Source organism: Streptomyces sp. NPDC101181, from assembly GCF_044767975.1.
Taxonomy (GTDB): Bacteria; Actinomycetota; Actinomycetes; order Streptomycetales; family Streptomycetaceae; genus Streptomyces.
The window spans coordinates 135,615-157,938 of the sequence record NZ_JBIWOX010000002.1 but is presented as its reverse complement, the minus strand read 5'-3'; the positions used below and the strand labels follow the sequence as shown (position 1 = coordinate 157,938).

General features: G+C 72.0%; 19 protein-coding genes. 7 read left to right on the top strand and 12 right to left on the bottom strand.

The genetic code is table 11. From position 1 onward, the window contains the following. Nucleotides 1–168 precede the first annotated feature (168 nt). Nucleotides 169–1,779 (top strand): M4 family metallopeptidase, encoded by a 1,611-nt coding sequence (locus tag ACIRRU_RS04315; RefSeq protein ID WP_403675966.1) that lies wholly within the window; start codon nucleotides 169–171, stop codon nucleotides 1,777–1,779. A 30-nt stretch (nucleotides 1,780–1,809) separates the two neighbouring features. Here ACIRRU_RS04315 and ACIRRU_RS04310 read toward each other — a convergent pair whose 3' ends face one another. Both ACIRRU_RS04310 and ACIRRU_RS04305 read right to left on the bottom strand, forming a co-directional pair. Beyond that, nucleotides 1,810–3,201: a M1 family metallopeptidase gene (locus ACIRRU_RS04310; RefSeq protein WP_403675964.1), complete on the bottom strand. Its 1,392-nt coding sequence runs from the start codon at nucleotides 3,199–3,201 to the stop codon at nucleotides 1,810–1,812. Nucleotides 3,202–3,553: 352 nt separating this feature from the next. Further along, on the bottom strand, nucleotides 3,554–4,111 hold the full coding sequence (locus tag ACIRRU_RS04305; RefSeq protein ID WP_403675962.1) for a heme-binding protein: 558 nt from the start codon (nucleotides 4,109–4,111) through the stop codon (nucleotides 3,554–3,556). 435 nt (nucleotides 4,112–4,546) lie between these two features. Here ACIRRU_RS04305 and ACIRRU_RS04300 point away from each other — a divergent pair, with 435 nt between their 5' ends. The 3 genes from ACIRRU_RS04300 to ACIRRU_RS04290 all read left to right on the top strand — a co-directional run bounded on the left by ACIRRU_RS04300 (nucleotide 4,547) and on the right by ACIRRU_RS04290 (nucleotide 7,212). After that, a complete protein-coding gene (locus ACIRRU_RS04300; protein ID WP_403676970.1) occupies nucleotides 4,547–5,920 on the top strand; it encodes a histidine kinase in 1,374 nt (457 codons plus the stop codon). Then, entirely contained in the window at nucleotides 5,917–6,570 is a 654-nt protein-coding gene (locus ACIRRU_RS04295; RefSeq protein WP_403675960.1) for a response regulator, read from the top strand. Before ACIRRU_RS04300 ends, ACIRRU_RS04295 begins: the two co-directional genes overlap by 4 nt. Nucleotides 6,571–6,714: 144 nt before the next feature. Continuing rightward, a complete protein-coding gene (locus ACIRRU_RS04290) occupies nucleotides 6,715–7,212 on the top strand; it encodes a hypothetical protein (RefSeq protein ID WP_363203809.1) in 498 nt (165 codons plus the stop codon). 86 nt (nucleotides 7,213–7,298) lie between these two features. On the opposite strand, the gene ACIRRU_RS04285 is transcribed toward ACIRRU_RS04290, so the two are convergent. Together ACIRRU_RS04285 and ACIRRU_RS04280 are read right to left on the bottom strand one after the other, a co-directional pair. Continuing rightward, on the bottom strand, nucleotides 7,299–7,922 hold the full coding sequence (locus tag ACIRRU_RS04285; RefSeq protein ID WP_403676967.1) for a pentapeptide repeat-containing protein: 624 nt from the start codon (nucleotides 7,920–7,922) through the stop codon (nucleotides 7,299–7,301). A 252-nt stretch (nucleotides 7,923–8,174) separates the two neighbouring features. Continuing rightward, the gene (locus ACIRRU_RS04280) at nucleotides 8,175–9,125 is read right to left on the bottom strand and encodes an aminoglycoside phosphotransferase family protein (protein ID WP_403675958.1); all 951 of its coding nucleotides are present in this window, start codon (nucleotides 9,123–9,125) and stop codon (nucleotides 8,175–8,177) included. Between ACIRRU_RS04280 and ACIRRU_RS04275 the strand changes: the two genes are divergently transcribed. Together ACIRRU_RS04275 and ACIRRU_RS04270 are read left to right on the top strand one after the other, a co-directional pair. Then, nucleotides 9,124–9,858 (top strand): rhomboid-like protein, encoded by a 735-nt coding sequence (locus ACIRRU_RS04275; RefSeq protein WP_403675956.1) that lies wholly within the window; start codon nucleotides 9,124–9,126, stop codon nucleotides 9,856–9,858. The genes ACIRRU_RS04280 and ACIRRU_RS04275 overlap by 2 nt on opposite strands. A 154-nt stretch (nucleotides 9,859–10,012) precedes the next feature. Beyond that, a complete protein-coding gene (locus ACIRRU_RS04270) occupies nucleotides 10,013–11,413 on the top strand; it encodes an NAD(P)/FAD-dependent oxidoreductase (protein WP_403675954.1) in 1,401 nt (466 codons plus the stop codon). 112 nt (nucleotides 11,414–11,525) lie between these two features. Here ACIRRU_RS04270 and ACIRRU_RS04265 read toward each other — a convergent pair whose 3' ends face one another. Next, nucleotides 11,526–11,972 (bottom strand): MarR family winged helix-turn-helix transcriptional regulator, encoded by a 447-nt coding sequence (locus ACIRRU_RS04265; protein ID WP_403676964.1) that lies wholly within the window; start codon nucleotides 11,970–11,972, stop codon nucleotides 11,526–11,528. Nucleotides 11,973–12,198: 226 nt separating this feature from the next. Here ACIRRU_RS04265 and ACIRRU_RS04260 point away from each other — a divergent pair, with 226 nt between their 5' ends. After that, nucleotides 12,199–13,716: an MFS transporter gene (locus ACIRRU_RS04260; protein WP_403675951.1), complete on the top strand. Its 1,518-nt coding sequence runs from the start codon at nucleotides 12,199–12,201 to the stop codon at nucleotides 13,714–13,716. Between the two features lie 201 nt (nucleotides 13,717–13,917). Here the strand turns inward: ACIRRU_RS04260 and ACIRRU_RS04255 are convergent, their stop codons facing one another. The 7 genes from ACIRRU_RS04255 to ACIRRU_RS04225 all read right to left on the bottom strand — a co-directional run bounded on the left by ACIRRU_RS04255 (nucleotide 13,918) and on the right by ACIRRU_RS04225 (nucleotide 22,197). Next, nucleotides 13,918–15,618: an FAD-dependent oxidoreductase gene (locus tag ACIRRU_RS04255; protein WP_403675948.1), complete on the bottom strand. Its 1,701-nt coding sequence runs from the start codon at nucleotides 15,616–15,618 to the stop codon at nucleotides 13,918–13,920. A 10-nt stretch (nucleotides 15,619–15,628) separates the two neighbouring features. Further along, nucleotides 15,629–16,543, bottom strand: coding sequence for a diiron oxygenase (locus ACIRRU_RS04250; protein WP_363203816.1), 915 nt, complete (start codon nucleotides 16,541–16,543; stop codon nucleotides 15,629–15,631). Between the two features lie 383 nt (nucleotides 16,544–16,926). Then, nucleotides 16,927–17,718, bottom strand: a complete 792-nt coding sequence (locus ACIRRU_RS04245) for an ABC transporter permease (RefSeq protein ID WP_403675944.1) — start codon at nucleotides 17,716–17,718, stop codon at nucleotides 16,927–16,929. After that, nucleotides 17,715–18,725 (bottom strand): ATP-binding cassette domain-containing protein, encoded by a 1,011-nt coding sequence (locus ACIRRU_RS04240; protein ID WP_403675942.1) that lies wholly within the window; start codon nucleotides 18,723–18,725, stop codon nucleotides 17,715–17,717. The genes ACIRRU_RS04245 and ACIRRU_RS04240 overlap by 4 nt, the downstream gene beginning before the upstream one ends. Nucleotides 18,726–18,801: 76 nt before the next feature. Beyond that, nucleotides 18,802–19,692, bottom strand: a complete 891-nt coding sequence (locus ACIRRU_RS04235; RefSeq protein WP_403675939.1) for a DUF4097 family beta strand repeat-containing protein — start codon at nucleotides 19,690–19,692, stop codon at nucleotides 18,802–18,804. Nucleotides 19,693–19,921: 229 nt separating this feature from the next. Beyond that, entirely contained in the window at nucleotides 19,922–20,446 is a 525-nt protein-coding gene (locus tag ACIRRU_RS04230) for a toxin-antitoxin system HicB family antitoxin (RefSeq protein WP_403675936.1), read from the bottom strand. Between the two features lie 494 nt (nucleotides 20,447–20,940). After that, nucleotides 20,941–22,197, bottom strand: a complete 1,257-nt coding sequence (locus ACIRRU_RS04225; RefSeq protein ID WP_403675934.1) for an ATP-binding protein — start codon at nucleotides 22,195–22,197, stop codon at nucleotides 20,941–20,943. Between the last annotated feature and the right edge of the window lie 127 nt (nucleotides 22,198–22,324).

Sequence of the window (22,324 nt, the reverse complement as noted above, 5' to 3'; positions counted from 1 at the left end):
GCCGCGAAAATCCGTCACTTCGCCGAATACCGGACAGCCCAGCACCCCATTCGTACAAGAGCTGGTCAAAAAGTTGTGAGGCATTTGTCGGCACACCGTCAATTTCGCTCATTCGATGGCACGCTCTCCGCTCGTAGTCCCCCCACAGGACGACCGACGGAGAACTTCATGAACCTCCACACCACCCCCCACGCCTCCCGCACCCCTCGCGGCACCCGGCGGCTCGCGGCACTCGCGGCGGTCGCCGCGATGGTCGTCGCCGGTGTCCAGGCCGGTTCGGCGGCCGCCACCCCCGGCGACGACGGCCCCGGTGCGGCCCCCTCCACGGCCGCCGCGCTCGGCGTGAACCCCTCGGCGCAGCGCGCCACCGCCATCAAGTCCGCTCAGGCGGAGGCGGTTTCGGCGGCGAAGGCGCTGAAGCTGGGCGGCCAGGAGAAGCTGGTCGTGCGCGATGTCGTCAAGGACGCCAAGGGCACGGTCCACACCCGCTACGAGCGCACCTACGACGGGCTGCCCGTCCTCGGCGGCGACCTCGTCACCCACACCGCCGCGGACGGCAGGCTGAAGAGCGTCGACCGGGCGACGGACGCGAAGATAGCCGTGGCGTCGACCACGCCGAAGATCAAGAGCGTGGCGGCCGACGCCCGCAAGGTCATCTGGGCGGGCCACGGCGGCAAGCCCGTTCTCGCCTTCGAAACCGTGAAGAACGGTGTCCAGAAGGACGGCACGCCCAGCCGCGTCCACACCCTCACCGACGCCACCAACGGCAAGAAGCTGTACAGCTGGGAGGGGATCGAGACCGGCACCGGCAACAGCCAGTACAGCGGCGAGGTCGAGATCACCACCACGAAGACCGACGCCGGCTTCGAGCTGACCGACGCCGACCGCGGCGGGCACAAGACGTACGACCTGAAGCAGGGCTCCTCCGGCACCGGCGATCTCGTCACGGACGATGACGACGTCTGGGGCGACGGCACCGGCGGGGACCGGCAGACCGCCGCCGTCGACGCCCACTACGGAGCCGCCAAGACCTGGGACTTCTACAAGTCGGCCCTCGGCCGGGACGGCATCGCGGGCGACGGCAAGGCCGCGTACTCCCGGGTCCACTACGGCGAGAACTACGTCAACGCCTTCTGGGACGACAGCTGCTTCTGCATGACGTACGGCGACGGGGAGGGCAACAAGAACGCCCTCACCGCGATCGACGTCGCGGCCCACGAGATGACCCACGGTCTCACCGCGGCCACCGCCGACCTGAACTACGCCGGTGAGTCCGGCGGCCTCAACGAGGCCACCAGCGACATCCTCGGCGCCTCGGTGGAGCTCTCCGCCGACAACGCCGCGGACGCCGGGGACTACCTCATCGGCGAGAAGATCGACATCAACGGCGACGGCACCCCGCTGCGCTACATGGACCAGCCCTCCAAGGACGGCGCCTCCGCCGACTTCTGGGACGAGAACCTCGGCGACCTGGACGTCCACTACTCCTCCGGCGTCGCCAACCACTTCTTCTACCTGCTGTCCGAGGGCAGCGGGAAGAAGACCGTCAACGGCGTCGCGTACGACTCCCCGACCTCCGACGGCTCGACGCTGACCGGCATCGGCCGGGAGAAGGCGTACCAGATCTGGTACAAGGCGCTCTCCGTCTACATGACCTCCACCACCGACTACGCGGGCGCGCGCGTCGCGACCGAGAAGGCGGCGACCGACCTGTTCGGCGCGGACAGCGAGGAGCTGAAGGCGGTCTCGGCCACCTGGTCCGGGGTCAACGTCAAGTAGCCCCAGCGGCCTGAGGTACGCGGAAGCCGGTCAGCCCTCCCGGGGCGGCCGGCTTCCGCCGTACAGCCAGGCGTCCCACAGCCCGGTGAGATCCCGGCCGGTCTCCTCCTCCACGTACGCGGTGAAGTCGTCGGTGGACGCGTTGCCGTGCCGGTACTTCTCCGTCCACCCGCGGACCAGGGCGAAGAACGCCTCGTCGTCGTCCAGCGCGAGCCGGAGACGGTGCACGACCATGGCCCCGCGCCCGTAGACCGGCGGGTCGGACAGATCGACGGCGGAGGGCGGATCGCCGGGCGCGAAGGCCCAGTTGGCGTCGTCCTCGTACGCCTCGTCGAAGCTCTCCTCGACGGGGACGTCGTCGTGGTCGGCGGCCCAGAGCCACTCCGCGTAGGTCGCGAAGCCCTCGTTCAGCCACATGTCCCGCCAGGTCCTGGGGGTGACGGAGTTCCCGAACCACTGGTGGGCCAGTTCGTGGACGAGCAGTGCGGTGTCGGGCGAGCCGGGGAAAACGGGCCGGTTCTGCGTCTCCAGGGCGTACTCCACGTCATCGCTCCGCTCCACGATCGCCCCGGCCGAGGAGAAGGGGTACGGTCCGAACCTGCCCGCCGACCAGGCCAGTACGGCCGGGATCTCCTTCAGCACGTCCTCGCTCGCCGCCGCCGACGCGGGATCCACGGCGGTGAACAGCCGCACGCCGCCGGGCGTGACGGACTGCCGGGTGGTGAACCGGCCCACGGCCAGCGTCGCCACATAGCTCGCCATCGGTTCGGCGGTCCGCCAGTGGAAGGCGGTGCGGCCGTTCGTCGTGCGCCGCGTCACCAACTCCCCGTTGGACACGGCCGTCAGCGCCTGGGGGACGGTGACCTCGACGTCGTACGCGGCCTTGTCGCTCGGGTGGTGGTTGCCCGGGAACCAGGCCATGGAGCCGGTCGGCTCCCCCAAGGCGACCGCGCCGTCCGCCGTCCGCAGCCAGCCCTCCTCCGCGCCGTCCGCGTCCACGACGGTCTCCGGGGAGCCGGAGTAGCGCACGACGGTGGTGAACGTCCGCCCCGCGCGCAACCGTTCCTCCACCGCGCCCGCCGGACGCACCGTCATCTCCGTGCCCGCCCGGTTCACGGCGGCGGGACGGCCCTCCACGGTGGCGCTCTCCACGTCGAGCCCCGCCAGGTCCAGGTGGAAGGCGCTCAGATCCTGGGTGGCGCGGGCGGTGATCGTCGCCGTGCCGCGCAGCCGGTCCTCGGCGGGGTCGACGTCGAGCTTGAGGGCGTAGTGGGTGACGTCGTAACCACCGTTGCCGAGCCCCGGGAAGTACGGATCACGCAGCCCGGCCGCACCCGGGGTGCCCCCGACCCCGCCGGCGCACCCCGCGCCGAGGAGGGCCAGGAGGAGCAGTGCGGTACGGGCCGGGGGGTGGCGCTTCACCAGTCGATCCTAGGGTCTGTCGCCGAACCGCCGACGTCGCCCGGAGCGCGGGGCAGGGCGCTGAGCGCGGGGAGCGGGGCGGGGTGCGGGGAGCGGGGCGGGGTGAAGCCGCCCGCCTCGGGGGACGGGCGGACGGCTTCGACTCAGAGGACGGCGATACCGAGCGGCAGGTTGCCTGCCTCCAGACGAACGGGCTCGCTCTCCTCGTCGGCGGCCAGGTCCCTGCCTGCCGTCCCCGGGGCGTACGACGGCGTAGGGCGGCCTCAGCCGGGAGCCGAGCCCGCCCTCCGTGCCGTAGGGGGCGAGCCACCGGCGCGGAGGGAGGGAGCTTCCGGCGCGGAGGAAGGGGGAGCTACCGGCCGAGGGCCGCGACGCCCGCCTTGGCGAACTTCTCGTCGAGGTCGCCGCTGGGCGCCCCGGCCACACCGACGCCCGCCACCGGGGCGCCCTTGACCTGGACCGGGGCGCCGCCCGCGAGGAACAGCGTGCCGGGGATGTCCTTCAGGTTGGGGGCCTGCTCCAGGCGCTTGACCAGTTCGGAGGTGGGGGCGTTCCAGGAGACGGCGGTGTACGCCTTCTTCACGGCGGACTCGGGGGACTGCGGGCCCGCGCCGTCGCCGCGCAGCGAGACGATGGTGGTGCCGTTGCGGTCGACGACCGCGACGGAGACCCGCTGGTTCTCCTTCTTCGCGGCGTCCAGGGCGGCCTGCGCGGCCTTGGTAGCGGCGGCGACGGTCAGGTGCGTGGTCTGCTGGAGGTTGCGGTGGTCCGGGTCCGCCTTCACGGCGGCGGGGGCGGCGGTGGCCGGGGAGGACGCGTTCGCGGACATCACGCCGACGGTCCCGGCCCCGAGCGCGGCGATGACGACGGCACCGGACACGACACGGGTACGCAGCGACAGCTTCTTCATGGTGGACTCCTGAGGGGTTCTGGGCGTCCCCGGCGTCCGGCGGTCCCGGCGGCCTGGGGTGTGCCCGTCGTTCCGGGCGTTTCGCTCCGCTGTCGATCCTCCCGGCGGGACCGGGCCCCCGCGGTCGGCGCAGCGGCTGGAAGCGGCGCGCGGGTCGGCCGACGCCCCCATCAGCCGATCGGTTGATGCGCGGGTGGTCGGACCGGGCCACCATGGAAGGGTTCACGCAGGTCAGCAGGGATGTACGCGGTCAGCGGGGGTGTCCGCAGATCAGCAGGGGATGTCCACAGGTCAGCGGCGATGTCCGCAGGTCAGCGAGGGAGCGTGAGGGACGAGGTGCAGCACCGCAGCGGTTCCCCGGACGCGGAACGGCGCGCGGGAGAGGAGCCCGGAGTGCCCGGGTCCGACCCCGACGCCCGGTGGCTCGCGCTCCTCATGCACGCCGCGTTCTTCCTGCTGCTCGGCGCCTCGCTGACCCGGTTCCTGATGCGGCACCCCGGCGAGGCCCGCACCCCGTGGATCATCGCCCTCTCCCTCACGCTGGCGGCGCTGTACCTGCTGGGCCCGGTCCTCGGCTCGCGGCCCACCCCGCGGCGCCTCGCCTGGCTCGGGCTCCTCGTCCTGGTCTGGATGGTGCTGGTGGTCCTCGCGCCGAGCTTCGCGTGGTGCGCGGTGCCGCTCTTCTACACCGGGCTGCGCATCCTGCCGCCGCGTGCGGCGCTCGCGCTCGTCGCCCTGCTCACCGCGTTCGTCGTCGCCGCGCAACTGCGCCTGGCGACCGGGTTCGACCCGAACCTGGTGCTCGCCCCGCCCGCCGTGGCCGCCGTGGCGACGGCCGTCTTCGTCCACATGCAGCGCCAGGCGGTCCGGCAACGGGAGTTGGCGGCCCGGCAGCGCGAGCTGATCGACGACCTGTTGCGCACCCGCCGCGAACTGGCCGCCACCGAACGCCGCGAGGGCACTCTCGCGGAGCGCCAGCGGCTCTCCATGGAGATCCACGACACCCTCGCGCAGGGCCTGTCCAGCCAGCAGATGCTGCTCCAGGCCGCCGACCGCACCTGGAGCGCCGACCCGGAAGCCGCCCGCCGCCATGTCCGTACGGCCACGGGCATCGCCGAACGCAACCTCGCCGAGGCCCGCCGCTTCGTCCACGACCTGGCCCCGGCCGACCTGGCGGAGGGCGGCGGGCTGGAGGCGGCGCTGCACGCGCTGGCCGCCCGCGAGACGGCGCAGGCCCAGGGCGCGCCGACCGTCCGGTGCCACGTCGAGGGCACCCCGCACGCCCCACTGCCGGACCGGGTGCAGTCCGCCCTGCTGCGCATCGCGCAGGGAGCCCTGGCCAATGTGCGGGAGCACGCGGGGGCGACCGCGGCCGGGCTGACCCTGACCCACCTCGGCGACCGGGTCGTCCTCGACATCGGCGACGACGGCCGCGGGTTCACCACGGAGCCGGAGGACGAGGAACGGAATGCGCGGGGCGCACGGCATGTGCAAGCCACCCGGGATGCGCGGGGCGAAGATGCGCGGGATGCGCCGGGCGAACGGAATGCGCGGGGCGCTCGGCATGTGCAGGCCACCCGGGATGCGCGGGGCGAAGATGCGCGGGATGCGCCGGGCGAACGGAATGCGCGGGGTGAACGGGATGCGCGGGGCGTACGCGACGCTCGTGCCGTACGCGGCCACGGCCTCCCGGCGATGCGGGCGCGGGTGCGGCAGCTCGGCGGCACGCTGACGATCGAGTCGGCTCCGGGCGAGGGCACGGTGCTCTCGGCCGAGATCCCGCTCACCACCACGGAGGACCCCACATGACCGGCGAGGCACCCCGGAGCCCGGCCCCCACCCCCGTCCGCATCCTGCTCTGCGACGACCACGTCGTCGTACGCGCCGGCCTGCTCGCCCTCCTCGGCAGCGAACCGGACATCGAGGTCGTCGGCGAGGCGGGCAGCGGCGAGGAGGCCGTGGTGCTCGCCGCACGGCTCACCCCGGACGTCGTCCTCATGGACCTCCAGCTCGGCGAGGGCATCGACGGGGTCGAGGCGACCCGGCGCATCGCCGCCGACGGCACGGTCCACGTCCTGGTGCTGACCACGTACGACACGGACGCCGACATCACCCGCGCCATCGAGGCGGGGGCCACCGGCTATCTGCTCAAGGCGGAACGCCCCGAGGAGCTGTTCGCCGCGATCCGGTCCGCCGCCCAGGGCCGCACCACGCTGTCGGCGCCCGTCGCCAGCCGGGTCATGGCCCGGATGCGCAGCCCCCGGCCCGGCCTCACCGACCGCGAACGCGACATCCTCGCCCAGCTCTCCCAGGGCCTCGGCAACCGCGACATCGCCCGCGCCCTGTTCATCAGCGAGGCCACGGTCAAGACCCACCTGGGCCGGATCTACGACAAGCTCGGCGTCGACACCCGCGCGGGGGCGGTCGCGGTGGCGAAGGAGCAACGGCTGCTGCCGTGACACGGAGGACGGCCCCACCCGCCACCGCCCGGCAGGCGGCAGGCGGCAGGCGGCAGGCGGCAGGCGGCAGGCGGCAGGCGGCAGGCGGCAGGCGGCAGGCGGCAGGCGGCAGGCGGTGGCACCGGACATGACACCATCGGACCCGTGCTCGACATCGGCTACTCCCTCTCCCGTCGCTTCCCCGACCCTCCGCAGACCGACTACCGCCGCGCGGACGTCCGCGCGCTGCGCCACGATCTGTTCTCCGGCGACGTCTATCTCGCGGACACCAAGGCGGACCGCGAGGTGTCCACAGCCTGGGGATGGGTGCCGGTGCTCGACTTCGCGTGGGCGCTGTGCGACATCGTCGAGCAGATCGACCAGGACCCGCGCGGCAACCGCTCGCACCGGCGGCAGTACGCGGAGCTGGACTTCACCGAGTCCTCGGACGTCATGATCTTCGAGCGGCGCTTCGGGTGGGTCGATGTCGAGGCGGACTGGATGCCCGGCGACGAGCCGCCGCTGACCTTCAGCCACTCCCTCCTGCGCCGCGAGGCCCGCGACTTCCTGCACGACCTGATCGCGGACCTCGGCGACATGCACGAGGGCCTCGCCGACAACCCCGCGATCTGGGACCTCCAGGCCCGCTTCCCCCGTATCTGAACCCCCTCACCCCACCTCAGCGCCCGGCCCGAACACCTCCGGCCAAACACCTCCCAGTCCGGGCGGGGGCATCCCCACCCGCCGCCTCACGCCTCCACCCGCACCCCGATCTGCGCGGCGAACGCCGGGGCCAGCTCCATCAGCTGTGCCGGGCTGATCACCGCGCCCGCCAACCGCTCCACCCCGCGCGCGATGTCCAGTTCGGCCACCGCCCGCAGGTCCACCGACTCCATCCGCACCGCGCTGAAGTCCGCCCGCTTCAGCACGCAGTCCCGGAACTCCACCCGCACCAGCCGCGCGGCGCCGAAGTCCGGCTCGGCCAGGACGCAGCCCTCGAAGACCACGTCCGTCAGCCGGGCACCGCGCAGATTCAGGTAGTCGATCTTGCCGCCGCGGACCACCACCCGCTCCAGCACCGCCCCGGACAGCTGGACCCCGCCCAGGCGCGCGTCGACCACCTCCACGTCCCGCAACGACGCCTCCGCGAGGTCCGTGCCGACGCCCCGCACGCCGGTCAGGACGGAGTCCGTGAAGCGGGCCCGTACCAGCTCCGTACGGTCGAGGCCACAGCCGTCCAGCGCACAGTCCAGGAACCGTGCCCCCGGCCCCGAGGCGTCCGCCAGGTCCACCCCGTCGAACCGCACCCCGTCGTAGTCCCCGTCCGGCTCCAGGCCCCGGCCGTCGTACGGGACGAGCGGCGGCAGACGCACCTCCGGCCGCCGCGCGGCCGTCACACCCCCGGAGCCCTTACCGCTCCCCCTGCTCCCCCTGCTCCTCCCGCTCGCCCTGCTGTCCCGGCTCTTCCCGCCGCCCGTCGTCCCGCCCGCCCTGCCCGTGCTCGCTCCCATGTCCCCCATAGTGACGTACACCACTGACATCCCCCTGCGCCCCGTGTCACGCGGGGCCGCTCCGGTCCTGCGAGGCCGGGCACCCCCGAAGCCGGGCCGCCGAAGGGCGTTCCCTTAGCCTGCGTACCCCAGCAACCGCCGGGCGATCTCCGCGTGGTGGGGCGCGAGCCGGGGCTCGCCGTCCGCCGCGCCCCACAGCCCGTTCTGGAGGACCCGCCCCAGCGTCCAGGCCCGCGCCCGCTCCCGGTCCAGACCCAGCGCCTCCGTCAACGCGTCGAACCGCCACACCACCTCCCCGGCGTCGAAGAGGTTGTCCAGCGCCGGGAACAGCTCGAAGCCCGGGTCCCCCGCGAGCGGCTTCGGGTCGAGCGCCACCCACTCCCCCGCCCGCCCCGCGTCCGCGCGCCCCGCCAGGACGTTGTCGTAGTGCAGGTCCCAGTGCAGCAGCCGGTCCCCCGGCTCCCCCGCGACCTCCCGCACCGCCGCCGCGCAGTCCGCGAGCAGCCGCCGGTCCGCCGCGTCGGCCGGCAGCCCCACCGCCTCCGGCACCGCGGCGAGCATGTTCTGGGCCACCGCGCCCAGGGTGCGCAGCCCGTCCGGCGCGGGCACCGCAACCAGCCGGGCCAGCACCTCGCCCAGGACCGTCACCGCGCCCCGGACGTCTGCCTCGCGCGACAACGGCCGCCGCTCGTCGAGCCGCTCCAGCAGCAGCGCACCGCTCACCGGGTCGTGGTCGAGCAGCTCCACCGCCCCGGCCCCCGCGGCGGTCCACGCGCGCAGCGCCACCGGTTCGCCCGCCGTCTCCTCGTCCACCAGCTGGAGCTTCAGCGCGGCGGGCAGCCCGTCCGCCTCCCGCACCACCGGCAGGACCAGCGCGCACATCCCGTACAGCGAGGGGCCGTCCAGCCGCAGCCCCCACCGCTCCAGGCAGCTGTCGGCGAGGTCCGGCAGGCCGGTGACGAACGCCCGTCCGGCGGCCCCGTTGGCGGTGGACTGAGTAGCGATCAGCTCGCCCGGAATGTCGATCACCCCACCGATCGTAGAGGCGTGGGTGAATCGGTACATGCCCCGAAAAGAGCCGGGAAGCCGACCGCAGGGCCGCGCGCGCCGCGACGCGCAGGCTCGTGCGCCGGAGCGCCCGCCGGGTCGCCGGGGCACCGGCGCCCGCGCCGTCGCCGCCGTCCGCCGCTGGGTCGTCACCGCCCCCGGGACCTACCTCTGGCTGGGCGTCCTGTTCGCCACCACCGTCGTCGCCCGCCAGATGTCACCCGACTTCGAGGAGGAGTTCCTGCGGGACCGCTCCACCAACCTCCACGAGCTCTCCCGGAACCCGGTCCGCGTCCTGATCTCCAGCGCCCTGTGGATCGACGGCGGCCGCTGGCTCCCGTACGCCGTGCTGTTCACCCTCTTCCACGCCACCGCCGAACACTGGCTCGGCACCCGGCGCTGGCTGGCGGTCACCGCCCTGGCGCACGTCCTCGCCACCCTGGTCAGCGAGGGGGCCCTGGCCTGGGCGATCCGATACGGGCACGCCCCACCGTCGGCCGCCGACACCCTGGACGTCGGCGTCAGTTACGGACTGGCCGGGGTGATCGCCGTCCTCACCTACCGGGTGCCGCGGCTGTGGCGGTACGCCTACGCGTTCGCGGTGCTGGTCGTCTACGGCGTACCGCTGCTCGGCGACGGCCGCACGTTCACGGACCTGGGCCACTTCACCGCCGTGCTGATCGGCCTCGCCTGCTACCCCCTGACCCGCCGCCGCACGGCCCGGGAGACGAAACGGCCCGCCGCGCAGTAACGTCCCGCCACACATACGCTCGGCACCACACCGGCACCCGGCAGCACACCGGCCGGGCACACCGCGACACCGCGCCGCCGGGGCACCGGGGCACCGGGGCACCGGGGCGCTCCGAGCGACCAGGACAGCAGGGGACCAGGGAACCAGGGGCATCATGAGCAGCGGCAGCACCGTCAACGGCGGCATATCGTTCTGGTACGCGCAGGAGGGCACCCCCGCCCCGCGCGAACCCCTCCCCGGCGACGCGAGCGCCGATGTCTGCATCGTCGGCGGCGGCTACACCGGCCTGTGGACCGCGTACTACCTGAAGAAGGCCGTCCCCTTCCTCAACATCACCGTCCTGGAGGCCAGGTTCTGCGGTTACGGGGCCTCCGGCCGTAACGGGGGCTGGCTCTACAACGGCATCGCGGGCCGCGACCGGTACGCGAAACTGCACGGCCACGACGCCGCCGTACGCCTCCAGAAGGCGATGAACGAGACCGTCGGCGAGGTCGTCCGGGCCGCCGCCGAGGAGAAGATCGACGCCGACATCCACCAGGGCGGTGTCCTGGAGGTCGCCCACACCCCCGCCCAGCTCGCCCGGCTCAGGGACTTCCACAGCGTCGAGATCGCCTTCGGCGAGAGCGACCGGGTGCTGCGCGGCGCCCGCGAGACCGCCGAGCGCGTCCACGTCACCGGCGCCGTCGGCTCCACCTGGACCCCGCACGGCGCCCGGCTGCACCCGGTCAAGCTGGTCAAGGGCCTCGCGGACGCGGTCGAGGCGCTCGGCGTGACCATCCACGAGTCGACGTCCGTCACCGAGATCAGGCCGAAGCACGCGCTCACCCCGTACGGCACGGTCCGCGCCCCGTACGTCCTGCGCTGCACCGAGGGCTTCACCGCGAACCTCAAGGGCCACAAGCGCACCTGGCTCCCGATGAACTCCTCCATGATCGCCACCGAACCGCTGCCCGCCCACGTCTGGGACACCATCGGCTGGGAGGGCCGCGAGACCCTCGGCGACCTGGCCCACGCCTATCTCTACGCCCAGCGCACCGCAGACGACCGCATCGCCATCGGCGGCCGCGGCCACCCCTACCGCTACGGCTCCGCCACCGACAACGACGGCCGCACCCGGCCCGCCACCGTCGCCGCCCTGCGCGACCTGCTGGTCCGCCTCTTCCCCACCACGGCGGGCGTCCGCGTCGACCACGCCTGGTCCGGCGTCCTCGGTGTGCCCCGCGACTGGTGCGCCACGGTCACCCTGGACCGCTCCACGGGGCTCGGCTGGGCGGGCGGTTACGTCGGCTCCGGCGTCGCCACCGCCAACCTCGCCGCCCGCACCCTGCGCGACCTGATCCAGCAGGACTCCGGGCAGGCGGGCCCCACCGACCTCACCGCGCTTCCCTGGGTCGGCCACAAGGTCCGCCGCTGGGAACCGGAGCCCTTCCGCTGGCTCGGCGTGCACGGCCTGTACGCCGCCTACCGCGCCGCCGACCGCCGCGAGAGGGTCTCGCCCCGGCCCGGCACCGACCCGATCGCGAAGGCGGCGGACCGTATCGCGGGCCGCCACTGAGCCGGTGCGCACGCCGGTGGGAGCCGGTGCGCAGGCCGACGCGAGCCGGTACGCACGCTGACGGGAGCCGGTGCGCCGTCCCGCGCGCACCGGCTCCGGCTCCGGGCCCGTGTCAGTCGCGCGGCCAGGGGCGCCCGTCGAGGCGTTCGATGGAGAGGTTCAGCCGGCTGAGGGAGGCGGCGAGCTGCTCGGCCTCCTCGGGGGACCAGTCGGCGAGGACCTTCGCCAGGCCCGCCACGTTCCGCGACCGGTCGCTGTCGAGGCGGCGTTCGCCCTCCTCGGTGATGGCGAACTTGCGGGCGATCCCGCCGTCGGGGTCCGGGATGCGCTCGACGACCCCGACCCGCAGCATCGCGGCGGTCTGCCGGTTGAGCGTGGAGGCGTCCAGCCCGAAGGCGTCACCGAGCTGCCCGATGGACATGGGGCCCTCCGCCCGGATGCGGCTCAGCAGGATGTAGGCGGAGCGGTCGAGCCGCCACTGCGCGCGCGGGGTGAGCAGGTTCATGTACCGGCCGAGGAGCATGGTCTCGCGTTCGATCCGTTCGATGGGCTTGTCCACGCGCTCGTCCACTCCGCCGCCGCTCCTTCGCTGACCAGGCCTCTCACGATAGATGTGCAGAATACACCCAATGTGCATGATGCATATTCCATGTATCGTGCATAGTCGAACCCCCTGGGCACACCAGGCGAACGAACAGACGAACCGAACCAACCAGACGAACCAGGCGCACCAAGCGCACCAGAATCGGACGACCGGCCCGCACGGGCCCGAGGGAGCAGTACCCGTGGAGAGTTCACCCCCCGCACCCCGCCCGGGAGGCGTGGTCGGCATCCTCGCCTTCGCCGGCATCGTGGCCGCGCTCACGCAGACCCTCGTGGTGCCGCTGATCGCGGAGCTGCCGAGGCTGTTCGACACCTCCGCCTCGAACGCCTCCTGGGTCATCACCGCCACCCTGCTCGCCGCCGCCGTGGCCACGCCCGTCGCCGGACGGCTCGGCGACATGTACGGCAAGAAGCGGATGCTGCTGCTGTCGCTCGTCCCGCTGGTCCTCGGCTCGGTGGTCTGCGCCCTGTCCTCCGGCGTGGTCCCGATGATCGCCGGACGCGGCCTCCAGGGCCTCGGCATGGGTGTGGTCCCCCTCGGCATCAGCCTGCTGCGGGACGTGGTCCCGGCCGAGAAGCTCGGCTCGTCCATCGCGATCATGAGCGCCTCGATGGGCGTGGGCGGGGCGCTGGGCCTGCCCTTCGCCGCCGCGATCGCGGAGAACACGAGCTGGCGGGTGCTCTTCTGGGTGGTCGCCGCCCTGGCCCTCGTGGTCGGCGCGCTCATCCTGACCCTGGTCCCCGGCGACCGCCCGGCCACCCGTTCCTCCCGCTTCGACCTGCCCGGGGCGGTCGGCCTCGGCGCCGCCCTGATCTGCCTGCTGCTCGCCGTCTCCAAGGGCGCCGACTGGGGCTGGGGCAGCGCCACCACGCTCGGCCTCTTCGCCGCCGTCCTGGTGCTGCTGCCCGCCTGGGGCTGGTGGGAGCTGCGCATCAGCGACCCGCTGGTCGACCTGCGGGTCACCGCCCGCCCGCAGGTCCTGATGACCAACACCGCCTCGATCCTGGTCGGCTTCGCGATGTACGCGCAGTCCCTCGTGGTGCCGCAGCTGCTCCAGCTGCCCGAGGCCACCGGGTACGGGCTGGGGCAGTCGATGCTCGCGATGGGCCTGTGGATGGCCCCGGCGGGCCTGATGATGATGGTGATGTCCCCCATCGGCGCGAAGCTGTCCGCCGCCAAGGGCCCCAAGGTCACCCTGGCCGTCGGCAGCCTGCTCATCGCCGTCGGCTACGGCCTGTCCGTACCGCTGATCGGCTCCGGTTCCCCGTGGAGCCTGCTCGTCGTCACCCTGGTCTGCAACTCGGGCGTCGGCTTCGCGTACGGGGCGATGCCCGCGCTCATCATGGGCGCGGTGCCGCAGTCCGAGACGGCGTCGGCCAACAGCTTCAACGCCCTGATGCGCTCGATCGGCACGTCGTTCGCCGCCGCCGTGATCGGGGTGGTCCTGGCCCGGATGACCACCGACTTCGGCGGCTTCCCGCTGCCCTCGGAGAACGGCTTCCGGGCCGCGATGCTGATCGGCTGCGGAGTCGGCCTCGCGGCGGCGGTCGTCGCCGCGCTCATCCCCGTACGCCCGGCGACCGCGCTGCTGCGGCCGACCGCCACCTCCGACCCGGCCACGTCCGGCCCGGCCGCATCCGACGCAACCGCGTCCGACGTGGCGGGCGACGAGGTCAAGACGTCGCGGTCCACGGCCTGACCGCCCGGCCTACCGGCCTCCCGGGGCGACCCACTCCGGCCCGGGGCCCGGCGGCACCAACCGCCGCGCCCCGGGCCGGACTTCGTGCGCGCCGCTACGGACACACGACCGCCGTGCCGCCCCGGCCGCCACGCCTCCGAGCCCCGGGCCGGACCGACGCCCTCGCCCGCTACCGCCGCCACACCCGTGGAAGCCGCGCGGTCAACGCGTCAGTCGTGACAGCCGTCCCGGCCTCGCCGTGGCGATCAGCTCGGCCACGGTGGCCAGCTTCACCCGGGGCCGCCCGGCGGCCCGGCCCCGGTCCCGTTCGGCCCGGTCGATCGCGGCCAGGCCGCGGGCGTCCACGACCCGGGGGTTGCGCCGCCGGACGAGCCGGCCGAACGCCCTGGCGTCACCGGAGGGCGCGGGCAGGGTCCCGGCGACCGCGTCGGCCAGGAGCGTGCCGACCGTCTCGGCCGCACACGTGCGGTTGGCGCCGATCCCGCCGGACGGGCCGCGCTTGATCCAGCCGACCACGTAGCTCCCGGGACGCCCGGTGATCCGGCCGCCCTCGTGCGGGACCGTGCCCGTCGCCTCGTCGAACGGCAGCCCGGGGACGGGCAGTCCGCGGTAGCCGATGGCCCGCAGGAGGAGTCCGGCGCCCAGGTCGGCCGTGGCCGGGCCGCCGTCGCCGTCCCGGCCGCCGTCGGTGACCCGCACGGAGCGCCCGCCCGCCTCCTCCAGGATCTCCACCGGCTCGGAGTGGAAGCGCAGCACGATGCGCCGGGCGTCACCGGCGCGGCCCGCGGGGGACGCGGCTTCGGTGCGCAGCCGGGGCAGCCCCCGCAGCACCCCCGCCCGGTCGGCCGGGCCCGCCGCGTCGATCGCCGCCGCCGTACGCGGGTCGTGGTCGTCCACGACCAGCTCCACGCCCTCCAGGTGCTTCAGGGCCAGCAGTTCGGAGCGGGTGTACGCGGCGGCCTCGGGGCCCCGCCGCCCCAGCACCACCACCTCACGGACCCGGCCGGCCCGCAGGGCCTCCAGCGCGTGGGCGGCGATGTCGGTGGCCGCGAGGGCCTGCGGATCCGCGACCAGGATGCGGGCCACATCGAGCGCGACGTTGCCGTTGCCGACCACCACGACCCGCTCGGCGGACAGGTCGACGCCCCGCGCGACGGCCTCGGGGTGGGCGTTGTACCAGGCGACGAACGAGGTGGCGGAGAGGCAGCCGGGCGAGTCCTCGCCGGGGATGCCGAGCCGCTTGTCGTCGGACGCGCCGACCGCGTAGATCACCGCGTCGTGGTGGGCGGCCAATTCGTCCGCGGTGACGTCCCGGCCCGCCTCGATGCCCAGGTGCATCCGGACCCGGGGGTGGGAGTGGAAGCGGGAGAAGGTGTCGCCGACCTTCTTCGTCGCGGGGTGGTCGGGCGCCACGCCGTAGCGGACGAGGCCGCCCGCCACCGGCAGCCGGTCGATCAGGGTGACCTCGGCGGCGGTGTGCAGCAGCAGGTCCTGGGCGGCGTACATCCCGGCGGGTCCGGTGCCGACGACAGCGACCCGCAGCGGACCGAAGTCCGAGGGCAGGCTGCGCTCGAAGACCGGCGCCCCCCAGACGTGGAAGTTCGGCCCGTCCACCGCGGCCCCGGCGGGCGGCCGCGCGTCGTCCTCGAAGGAGGCGTAGTAGGCGGCGTTGATCTCCGCGTACTCCCGCTGCCCGGCGGACAGCGCGTCCACCGGGAAGATCGCGTCGACCGGGCAGGCGTCCGCGCAGGCCCCGCAGTCGATGCAGGCCCGGGGGTCGATGTGCAGCATCTCGGTGCTGCCGAAGGCGCGTTCCTCCGGCGTCGGGTGGATGCAGTTGACCGGGCACACCGCCACACAGGTGGCGTCGTTGCAGCAGGTCTGGGTGATCGCGTAGGTCATGGTCCCCGGCTCAGATCAGGTTCGCGCGCTGGTAGAAGGCGAGGGCGGGCCGGGTGAGCAGCCGGGCGGAGGCCAGGAAGTCCATCAGCCCCGAACAGCTGGACCGCATCATCGACTTGTGGTGCTCGTTGCTCTTCGCGGCGGCCAGCGCACGCCGTTCGTCCAGGCCCGCCTTCCGGTAGACCTTCGGGTTCACCATGCTGGTGACGATGTAGTACGAGGCGACGGCGACGACGAACGCGTTGATCTGCCGCCGTATCCATCCGGCGCCCTCCAGCCGCTTGAGGGTCTCGTCCCGGGCGAACTTCATGTGCCGGGACTCCTCGACGACGTGGATGTTGTTGATGGTGCGGACGAACGGCACCACCCGCTCGTCGCGCATCCAGTCCCGCTGCATCACGTCGAGCACTTCCTCGGCGACCAGGATCGCCGCGTACGCCGCCTCGCCGAACGCCAGCGTCTTGAACGCCCGGCCCAGCTCCATCACCGCGCGCCGGGGCCGGTAGTGCGGGGCGCCCAGCTTCTGCGCGCCGCGCGCGAACATGATCGAGTGGCGGCACTCCTCGGCTATCTCGGTGAGCGCCCACTGGAACTCCGCGTCCGCCGGGTTCTTCAGGTAGATGTCCCGCAGCACCATCTGCTGGAGGATCATCTCGAACCAGATGCCCGTGCTGGCGACCGAGGCCGCCTCCTGCCGGGTCAGCTCCTTGCGCTGCGCCTCGGTCAGCTCGTGCCAGTACGGCGTTCCGTAGAGCGTGCTCCACTCGGGGCTCGCCCCGTGGAAGTCCTTGTCCAGCGGGGTGTCCCAGTCGACCTCGGTGGCCGGGTCGTACGCCAGCTGCGCGGCCGAGCCGAGCAGCCGCCGCGCGACGTCGTCGCCCTCGGGGCTGTCCTGGACCTTCGACGGAACGGTGCTGCCGGCCATGCTGCGGCTCCTTGGGTCGAGTGCGGTGATCCTTGGTCGTGGTGAGGAGCGGGCAGACGTGACTACGGTGCCGGCCGTGCGATCACGCCGGGCACGGGGACACCGGGTGCGGGACGGCAGCCCGCACCAGCGCCCAAGCACCCACCCGCTTGTTAGACGCAAGGTATAACAAGGACCGCGGGCCGCCTACCCCCCGGCGAGGAATCGGCAGGGACCCGCACCGCGTCTCCCCATCTCCCCCCACTCCCGGGGAAGTTCACCGCCCGCCTCCCCGCGTCCCCCCGCCCCGCCCGACCGGGGCCCCGCCGCCTCCGGAACCCCCGGCGCCCCTGTTGCCCCGGCCGCGTGGCGGGGGCAACAGGGGCCTCGGAGGCTCCGGCCGGCTACCGGGGGTCCTGGCCGAACTTCGTGGTGGCCCAGAAGTAGCCGAGGACGGTGAGCCCCAGGCACCACAGGAGCGCGAGCGGACCGTTGTGACCGATCCCGGTGCCGAGCAGCAGGCCGCGCAGGGTCTCGATGGCCGGGGTGAACGGCTGGTACTCGGCGATCGGCCGGAACCAGCCCGGCATCGTGCCGACCGGGATGAAGGCGCTGGACAGCAGCGGCAGCAGGATCATCGGCAGGGCGTTGTTGCTGGCGGCCTCGGCGTTCGGGCTGATCAGCCCCATCCCGACCGCGATCCAGGTGAGAGCCGTGGCGAAGAGCACCAGCAGACCGAAGGCCGCGAACCACTCCAGGACGGTGGCGTCCGTGGACCGGAAGCCGATGGCCACGGCGACACCCCCCACCAGCACCACGCTCAGCACGCTCTGGAGCACGCTGCCGACGACATGGCCGACGAGCACGGAGCCGCGGTGGATCGCCATGGTCCGGAAGCGGGCGATGATGCCCTCGGACATGTCGTTGGAGACGGACACGGCGGTCCCGATCACGGTGGAGCCGATGGTCATCAGCAGCAGACCGGGAACGATGTAGGCGATGTAGTCGGAGCGGTCGGCGCCCCCGCCGCCGATGCCCGCGCTCATCACGTCACCGAAGATGTAGACGAAGAGCAGCAGGAGCATCACCGGCGTGAGCAGCAGGTTCAGCGTGAGGGACGGGTAGCGCCGGGCGTGCAGCAGGTTGCGGCGCAGCATCGTGTTCGCGTCGCGGAAGGCGAGGGCGGGCGAGCTCATCGGGAGGTCTCCTCAAGGGTGTCGGGCGAGCCGGACGGGGCGGGGACGGTGCTGCCGGTGAGGGCGAAGAACACGTCGTCGAGGTCGGGAGTGTGCACGGTGAGGCGGTCCGCCTCGACGGAGACGGTGTCCAACCGGTCGATCAGGGACCGCAGTTCACGCTGACCACCGTCGCCCGGGACCCGCAGGACCAGCGCCTCGTCGTCCCGCTGGACCTCGCCCAGGGCGGAGGCCGCCGACCGGTAGGCGGCCGGGTCGGTGAAGCGCAGCTCCACATGCCCGCCCGGGACGATCCGCTTCAGCTCGTCGGCGGTGCCCTCGGCCGCGATCCGGCCGTCGTGGAGCACGGCGATACGGTCGGCGAGCTGATCGGCCTCCTCCAGGTACTGGGTGGTGAGGAAGACGGTGACGCCCCCGGCGACCAGCTCGCGGATGATCCCCCACATGGTGTGACGGCTGCGCGGGTCCAGCCCGGTGGTCGGCTCGTCGAGGAAGATGATCCGCGGACCGCCGACCAGGGTCATCGCGATGTCGAGGCGGCGCTTCATCCCGCCGGAGTAGGTGGCGGCGGGCTTCTTCGCGGCCGCCGCCAGGTCGAACCGCTCCAGCAGTCCGGCGGCGACCCGCCGCCCCTCACGCCGGGACAGATGGTGCAGGTCCGCCATGAGGAGCATGTTCTCCTCACCGGTGATCAGCCCGTCGACGGCGGAGAACTGCCCCGTCACGCCGATCGCGGCACGCACCGCCTGCGGGTCGGCGGCCAGGTCGTACCCGCCGACCCGCGCCTCACCGGCATCGGCGGTGACGAGAGTGGAGAGGATCTTCACGGCGGTGGTCTTGCCCGCACCGTTGGGACCGAGCAGGGAGAAGACGCTGCCCCGCGACACCGACAGGTCGATGCCGTCGAGCACGAGCTTGTCGCCGTAGGACTTGCGCAGCCCGGTGGCCAGGATCGCCGGGTCCGCCGTACGGGCGGCGGCGGGCGGGGAGGACTGAAGGACGTTCATGCCGTATTCCCTTTCAGCTGGGAGGAGTTGAGGAGCCCGTCGCGAGAACCGGAGGCCGCGGGACGGGCGGCCGGGCTCAGGCGCGGCGGACGATGATGTCCCCGGCCCCGGTGCGGGCGTACACCTCGACGGTCTCGTCGGACGCCTCCGGACCACCGGCGGGACCGAGCCCGTTGCGTACGGTGCCGAACTTCGGCTCCAGGTCGAGCCAGGCCGCGCTGCCCTTGCGGATGCCGACCTCCAGGTCGCCCACGGAGGTGCGCAGGTCGATCCGCCCGCGGGCCACGTCACCGACGCGGATGCGGCCGTTGGACGACACCGCCGCCACTCCGGCGTGGGCGACGCCGATCTCGATCCGGCCGTTGGCGGCCTTGGCGTCGATGCCGGCGCGGGCGACGGCGACGGAGATGTCGCCGTTGGCCGCGCTGACCTTCAACTCGCCGCCCACCTCGCCGATCCCGGTCGCGCCGTTGCCGTTCTTGACGGTCGCCGCCCCGCCGACCGCGTCGACCTCGACCCGGCCCGACCCGACGACCTCGGCGGCCCCGGTGCAGCGGAGCAGGCGGATGTCGCCGTGATCGGTCCGGAGGTCGGCCTCGGCCGCCTCGTGCACCTGGAGGTCACCGAGCGCGGTCTTCAGGACGACCTCCCCCAGGCGCCCCTCGCAGAAGAAGCCGCCCAGACCCGAACTGCCCCGGACGTCCGACCCGGAGGGCAGCTCGATGCTCACCTCGACGGTCCCCGGCTTGCCGAACAGGGTCCGCTTCTTGGGGGTCTTGACGGTGAGACGGCCGCCGGAGCAGGTGACCCGGGTCTGCTGGACGGCCCGCACGTCGTTGTCGTCCGAAGCATCGCCCGGCAGCAGCTCGACCACGGTGTCGGTGCGCCGGCCGGCGGTGATCCGGGCGGTGCCGCAGTCCAGCTCGATGACGGCAGAGATGGGCTCGGGGGTCTCGAAAGAAGGCATGGCTGTTCCGTCCTCTTGGCTCGATGGGTGAAATCCGCCGACAGGCGGTGAAGCGGAAAGGTCGAAGGATCTACGGAGAGGGCCTACGGAGAAGGGGAAGGGAGCGGGACTACGGAAACGGACTCGGCAGGGGCGGCGCAGCGAGGAACCGAAGCGCGGCAAGGCCTGGGCGAGGCCGCGGAGCGGACCGGCACCGAACGGCGGGCGACGCGGCGGCCGGCGTCCGCCGCTACCGGACCCACCCGGTGAACCCCCGCCCGCCCGGCGCCCTGCCGCGCCCCGGCGGATCGGCGCGCTCACCGCCGTCGAGGGCGACGGCCACGGCCCGCACCAGCCAGGCGTTGACCGACAGCCCCTCCGCCGCCGCGACACTCTCGGCGCGCGCCTTGAGGTGTCCGGGGATACGGAGGTTGATCCGCGCCACGGACCCGTCGTCGGCGTCCACGACCGGCGCGGCGGCCCCGGCGACCGGCGCGACCGGCTCCCGCACCGCCACGCCCGGCTCGACCACCGGCGGCGCCGTCACCACGAACTCGGGGTCACCCGCCCGCAGCCGGACGTCGACCGACCCGGGCGCCAGCTCCCGGGTGACCTCCCCCATGGCGGCGGACAGCACGTTGAGCAGGGTGAGCCGGGCGGCGGACTCCAGGGGCGCGGTCAGCCGCTCGGCCAGCGCACGGGCGTCGTCACCACCGGCGTCAGCGGCGACGGCCAGATCGTGCCGGAGGTTGTCGACGTAGGGCGTGAGATCCATGACGCCATCATGGCACACATCTGGCACCACGTCGAGCCACCCTGGCACTCCCCCGCCACCGGGCCCACGACCTGCACTTATGCCCACACAGGACCCAACCCCACCCCGCGTGGCACCATCAGACCCCCACCATGGCACCACCACGACACCACGCAACGCACCACGGAACGCCGAGAGGCCCGGACCGGGATGAATCCCGGTCCGGGCCTCTCACAGAGGAGCCCCCTGTCGGATTCGAACCGACGACCTACGCATTACACGTTGTCCGATCCACAGGCATCCGTCGGCGTCGTCCAGCACGAAGAATTCCCTGGCCAAGCCGTTTCGCGGCCCCATGCGGACACGGACAGACAACTACCGACGCACCGACCATAGAGACCAGGACTGGGACCGCGTCCTGACCTGTCGTCGAACTGTCCAAAGTTGTCAATGTTGAGTGTCTTTCTAAAACCAGAGCAGGCCGGAAGGGTGCTCACCTCTGCTGAGAACCAGAGCTACGAGAGACCTGGTACGCCCCACCGCAGAAAGAAAGCGAAGTACGGATCTGAGATGTAGAGCTTGCCAAGCTCCACATCGTAATCGACCACTGGTTCACCTGGGATTTCATTTGCAGCAATCTTAGTCATTTCCTCAAGGATTCGAGTTACCTCGTGCCGCTGAGGGGCATCACTGGACAAGACCTCCTTGAGCGCGGCCCTAATCTCCTCATACGTCAGCTCGGTTCCCGGGCCGGTATGTGCAATCGCAGCCAATACGGCACCGTAAATATCGGTCACAGATCCGGACCTCAGCTGCCGCTCTTTGCGGTCGGTTCGCTGCCTAGGACCACGCGCAAGCAAATCGAAAGCCGACTTCGATGCCATCGATGCACGGTCCGCAAAGAAGGAATTCCAGTCCGGAGCAACGAGTTGACGAAACTCGTCTTGCGCATAACGATACCCATTCGCCTTGCACAGCTGTAGACAGAAATCCTGCATGAGATGAGGACTTGCAAAACTTTCCTCGGCAAGGCGAGCGATTAGGGCTTCATCTTTGTCGACCACCTTCAGAGCAGCAAACCCCTTGCGCGCGATCCCTGCCAGTTCGTCTTGACTCCAGAAACCGACACTCACTTGCTGTACTCGACCGGTCATCTCGCGTTCCACCCGGACCACGTCATAAGCCCGATTCGGCACAGCGATCACGATTACACGCAGGCCGTCAAAAACCAGATCCTTGAGGGATCGCACAATCTCCATCTGCAATGCCTGGGGCACGTAATGGAAGTCGTCAATAATTAGAGGGGTCATTCCCCCTCGGAGAGCTTCCCTCACCTGAGTGACTACATTCCGGGTCCGGGAGATCTTCTCGCCAGAGATCGTCCCCACGATCTCTTTTTTATCGATCCCTCCCTTAAGGACCCCAACGTTCGCTTGACCCATGGTCGTCCGCCAGGTTTCATCCTTACTGTCAGACGAGCGCTCGATAGACGTGAAGAGGCCGAGGTGTTCGGCGATAGTTTCCCAGAACTGCTCGGAAGAGTTGATCGCTCCACCTGAGAGCCAAATTCCCTCGCCTTGCGGAATGACGCGACGAACGAGGACGGTCTTACCTGTCTTTGTTGAGCCGGAGACAGAAAGAATCCGATACCCCTCATCCAGGTAGTCTTGAATCCGCTCCTCTAGATTCAGTTCACTACGCGGGTTATACGTGATGGTGGGCGGTCCCCCAGCAACAAAGACTTGGCCTACCTTGAGCCTCTGGTCATCCATGAGCCAATAGTAGTGGCCTGCGTGCCGGGCGTACCCCGCTCTCACAGGTTGACCCAGTTGCACTGGGGCGAATGATCATGGCCCCGCAAGCCGCCCGGTCATGAAAGATCTTCCTTTCCATGGTCGC

Excerpts from the sequence above, each read along its gene's own strand:
- ACIRRU_RS04295 (WP_403675960.1), top strand. The coding sequence starts at position 5,917 with ATGACCGGCGAGGCACCCCGGAGCCCGGCCCCCACCCCCGTCCGCATC.
- ACIRRU_RS04245 (WP_403675944.1), bottom strand. The coding sequence starts at position 17,718 with ATGAGCTCGCCCGCCCTCGCCTTCCGCGACGCGAACACGATGCTGCGC.
- ACIRRU_RS04240 (WP_403675942.1), bottom strand. The coding sequence starts at position 18,725 with ATGAACGTCCTTCAGTCCTCCCCGCCCGCCGCCGCCCGTACGGCGGAC.
- ACIRRU_RS04250 (WP_363203816.1), bottom strand. The coding sequence starts at position 16,543 with ATGGCCGGCAGCACCGTTCCGTCGAAGGTCCAGGACAGCCCCGAGGGC.
- ACIRRU_RS04270 (WP_403675954.1), top strand. The coding sequence starts at position 10,013 with ATGAGCAGCGGCAGCACCGTCAACGGCGGCATATCGTTCTGGTACGCG.
- ACIRRU_RS04315 (WP_403675966.1), top strand. The coding sequence starts at position 169 with ATGAACCTCCACACCACCCCCCACGCCTCCCGCACCCCTCGCGGCACC.
- ACIRRU_RS04230 (WP_403675936.1), bottom strand. The coding sequence starts at position 20,446 with ATGGATCTCACGCCCTACGTCGACAACCTCCGGCACGATCTGGCCGTC.
- ACIRRU_RS04305 (WP_403675962.1), bottom strand. The coding sequence starts at position 4,111 with ATGAAGAAGCTGTCGCTGCGTACCCGTGTCGTGTCCGGTGCCGTCGTC.
- ACIRRU_RS04255 (WP_403675948.1), bottom strand. The coding sequence starts at position 15,618 with ATGACCTACGCGATCACCCAGACCTGCTGCAACGACGCCACCTGTGTG.
- ACIRRU_RS04280 (WP_403675958.1), bottom strand. The coding sequence starts at position 9,125 with ATGTACCGATTCACCCACGCCTCTACGATCGGTGGGGTGATCGACATT.
- ACIRRU_RS04300 (WP_403676970.1), top strand. The coding sequence starts at position 4,547 with ATGCACGCCGCGTTCTTCCTGCTGCTCGGCGCCTCGCTGACCCGGTTC.
- ACIRRU_RS04275 (WP_403675956.1), top strand. The coding sequence starts at position 9,124 with ATGCCCCGAAAAGAGCCGGGAAGCCGACCGCAGGGCCGCGCGCGCCGC.
- ACIRRU_RS04235 (WP_403675939.1), bottom strand. The coding sequence starts at position 19,692 with ATGCCTTCTTTCGAGACCCCCGAGCCCATCTCTGCCGTCATCGAGCTG.
- ACIRRU_RS04225 (WP_403675934.1), bottom strand. The coding sequence starts at position 22,197 with ATGGATGACCAGAGGCTCAAGGTAGGCCAAGTCTTTGTTGCTGGGGGA.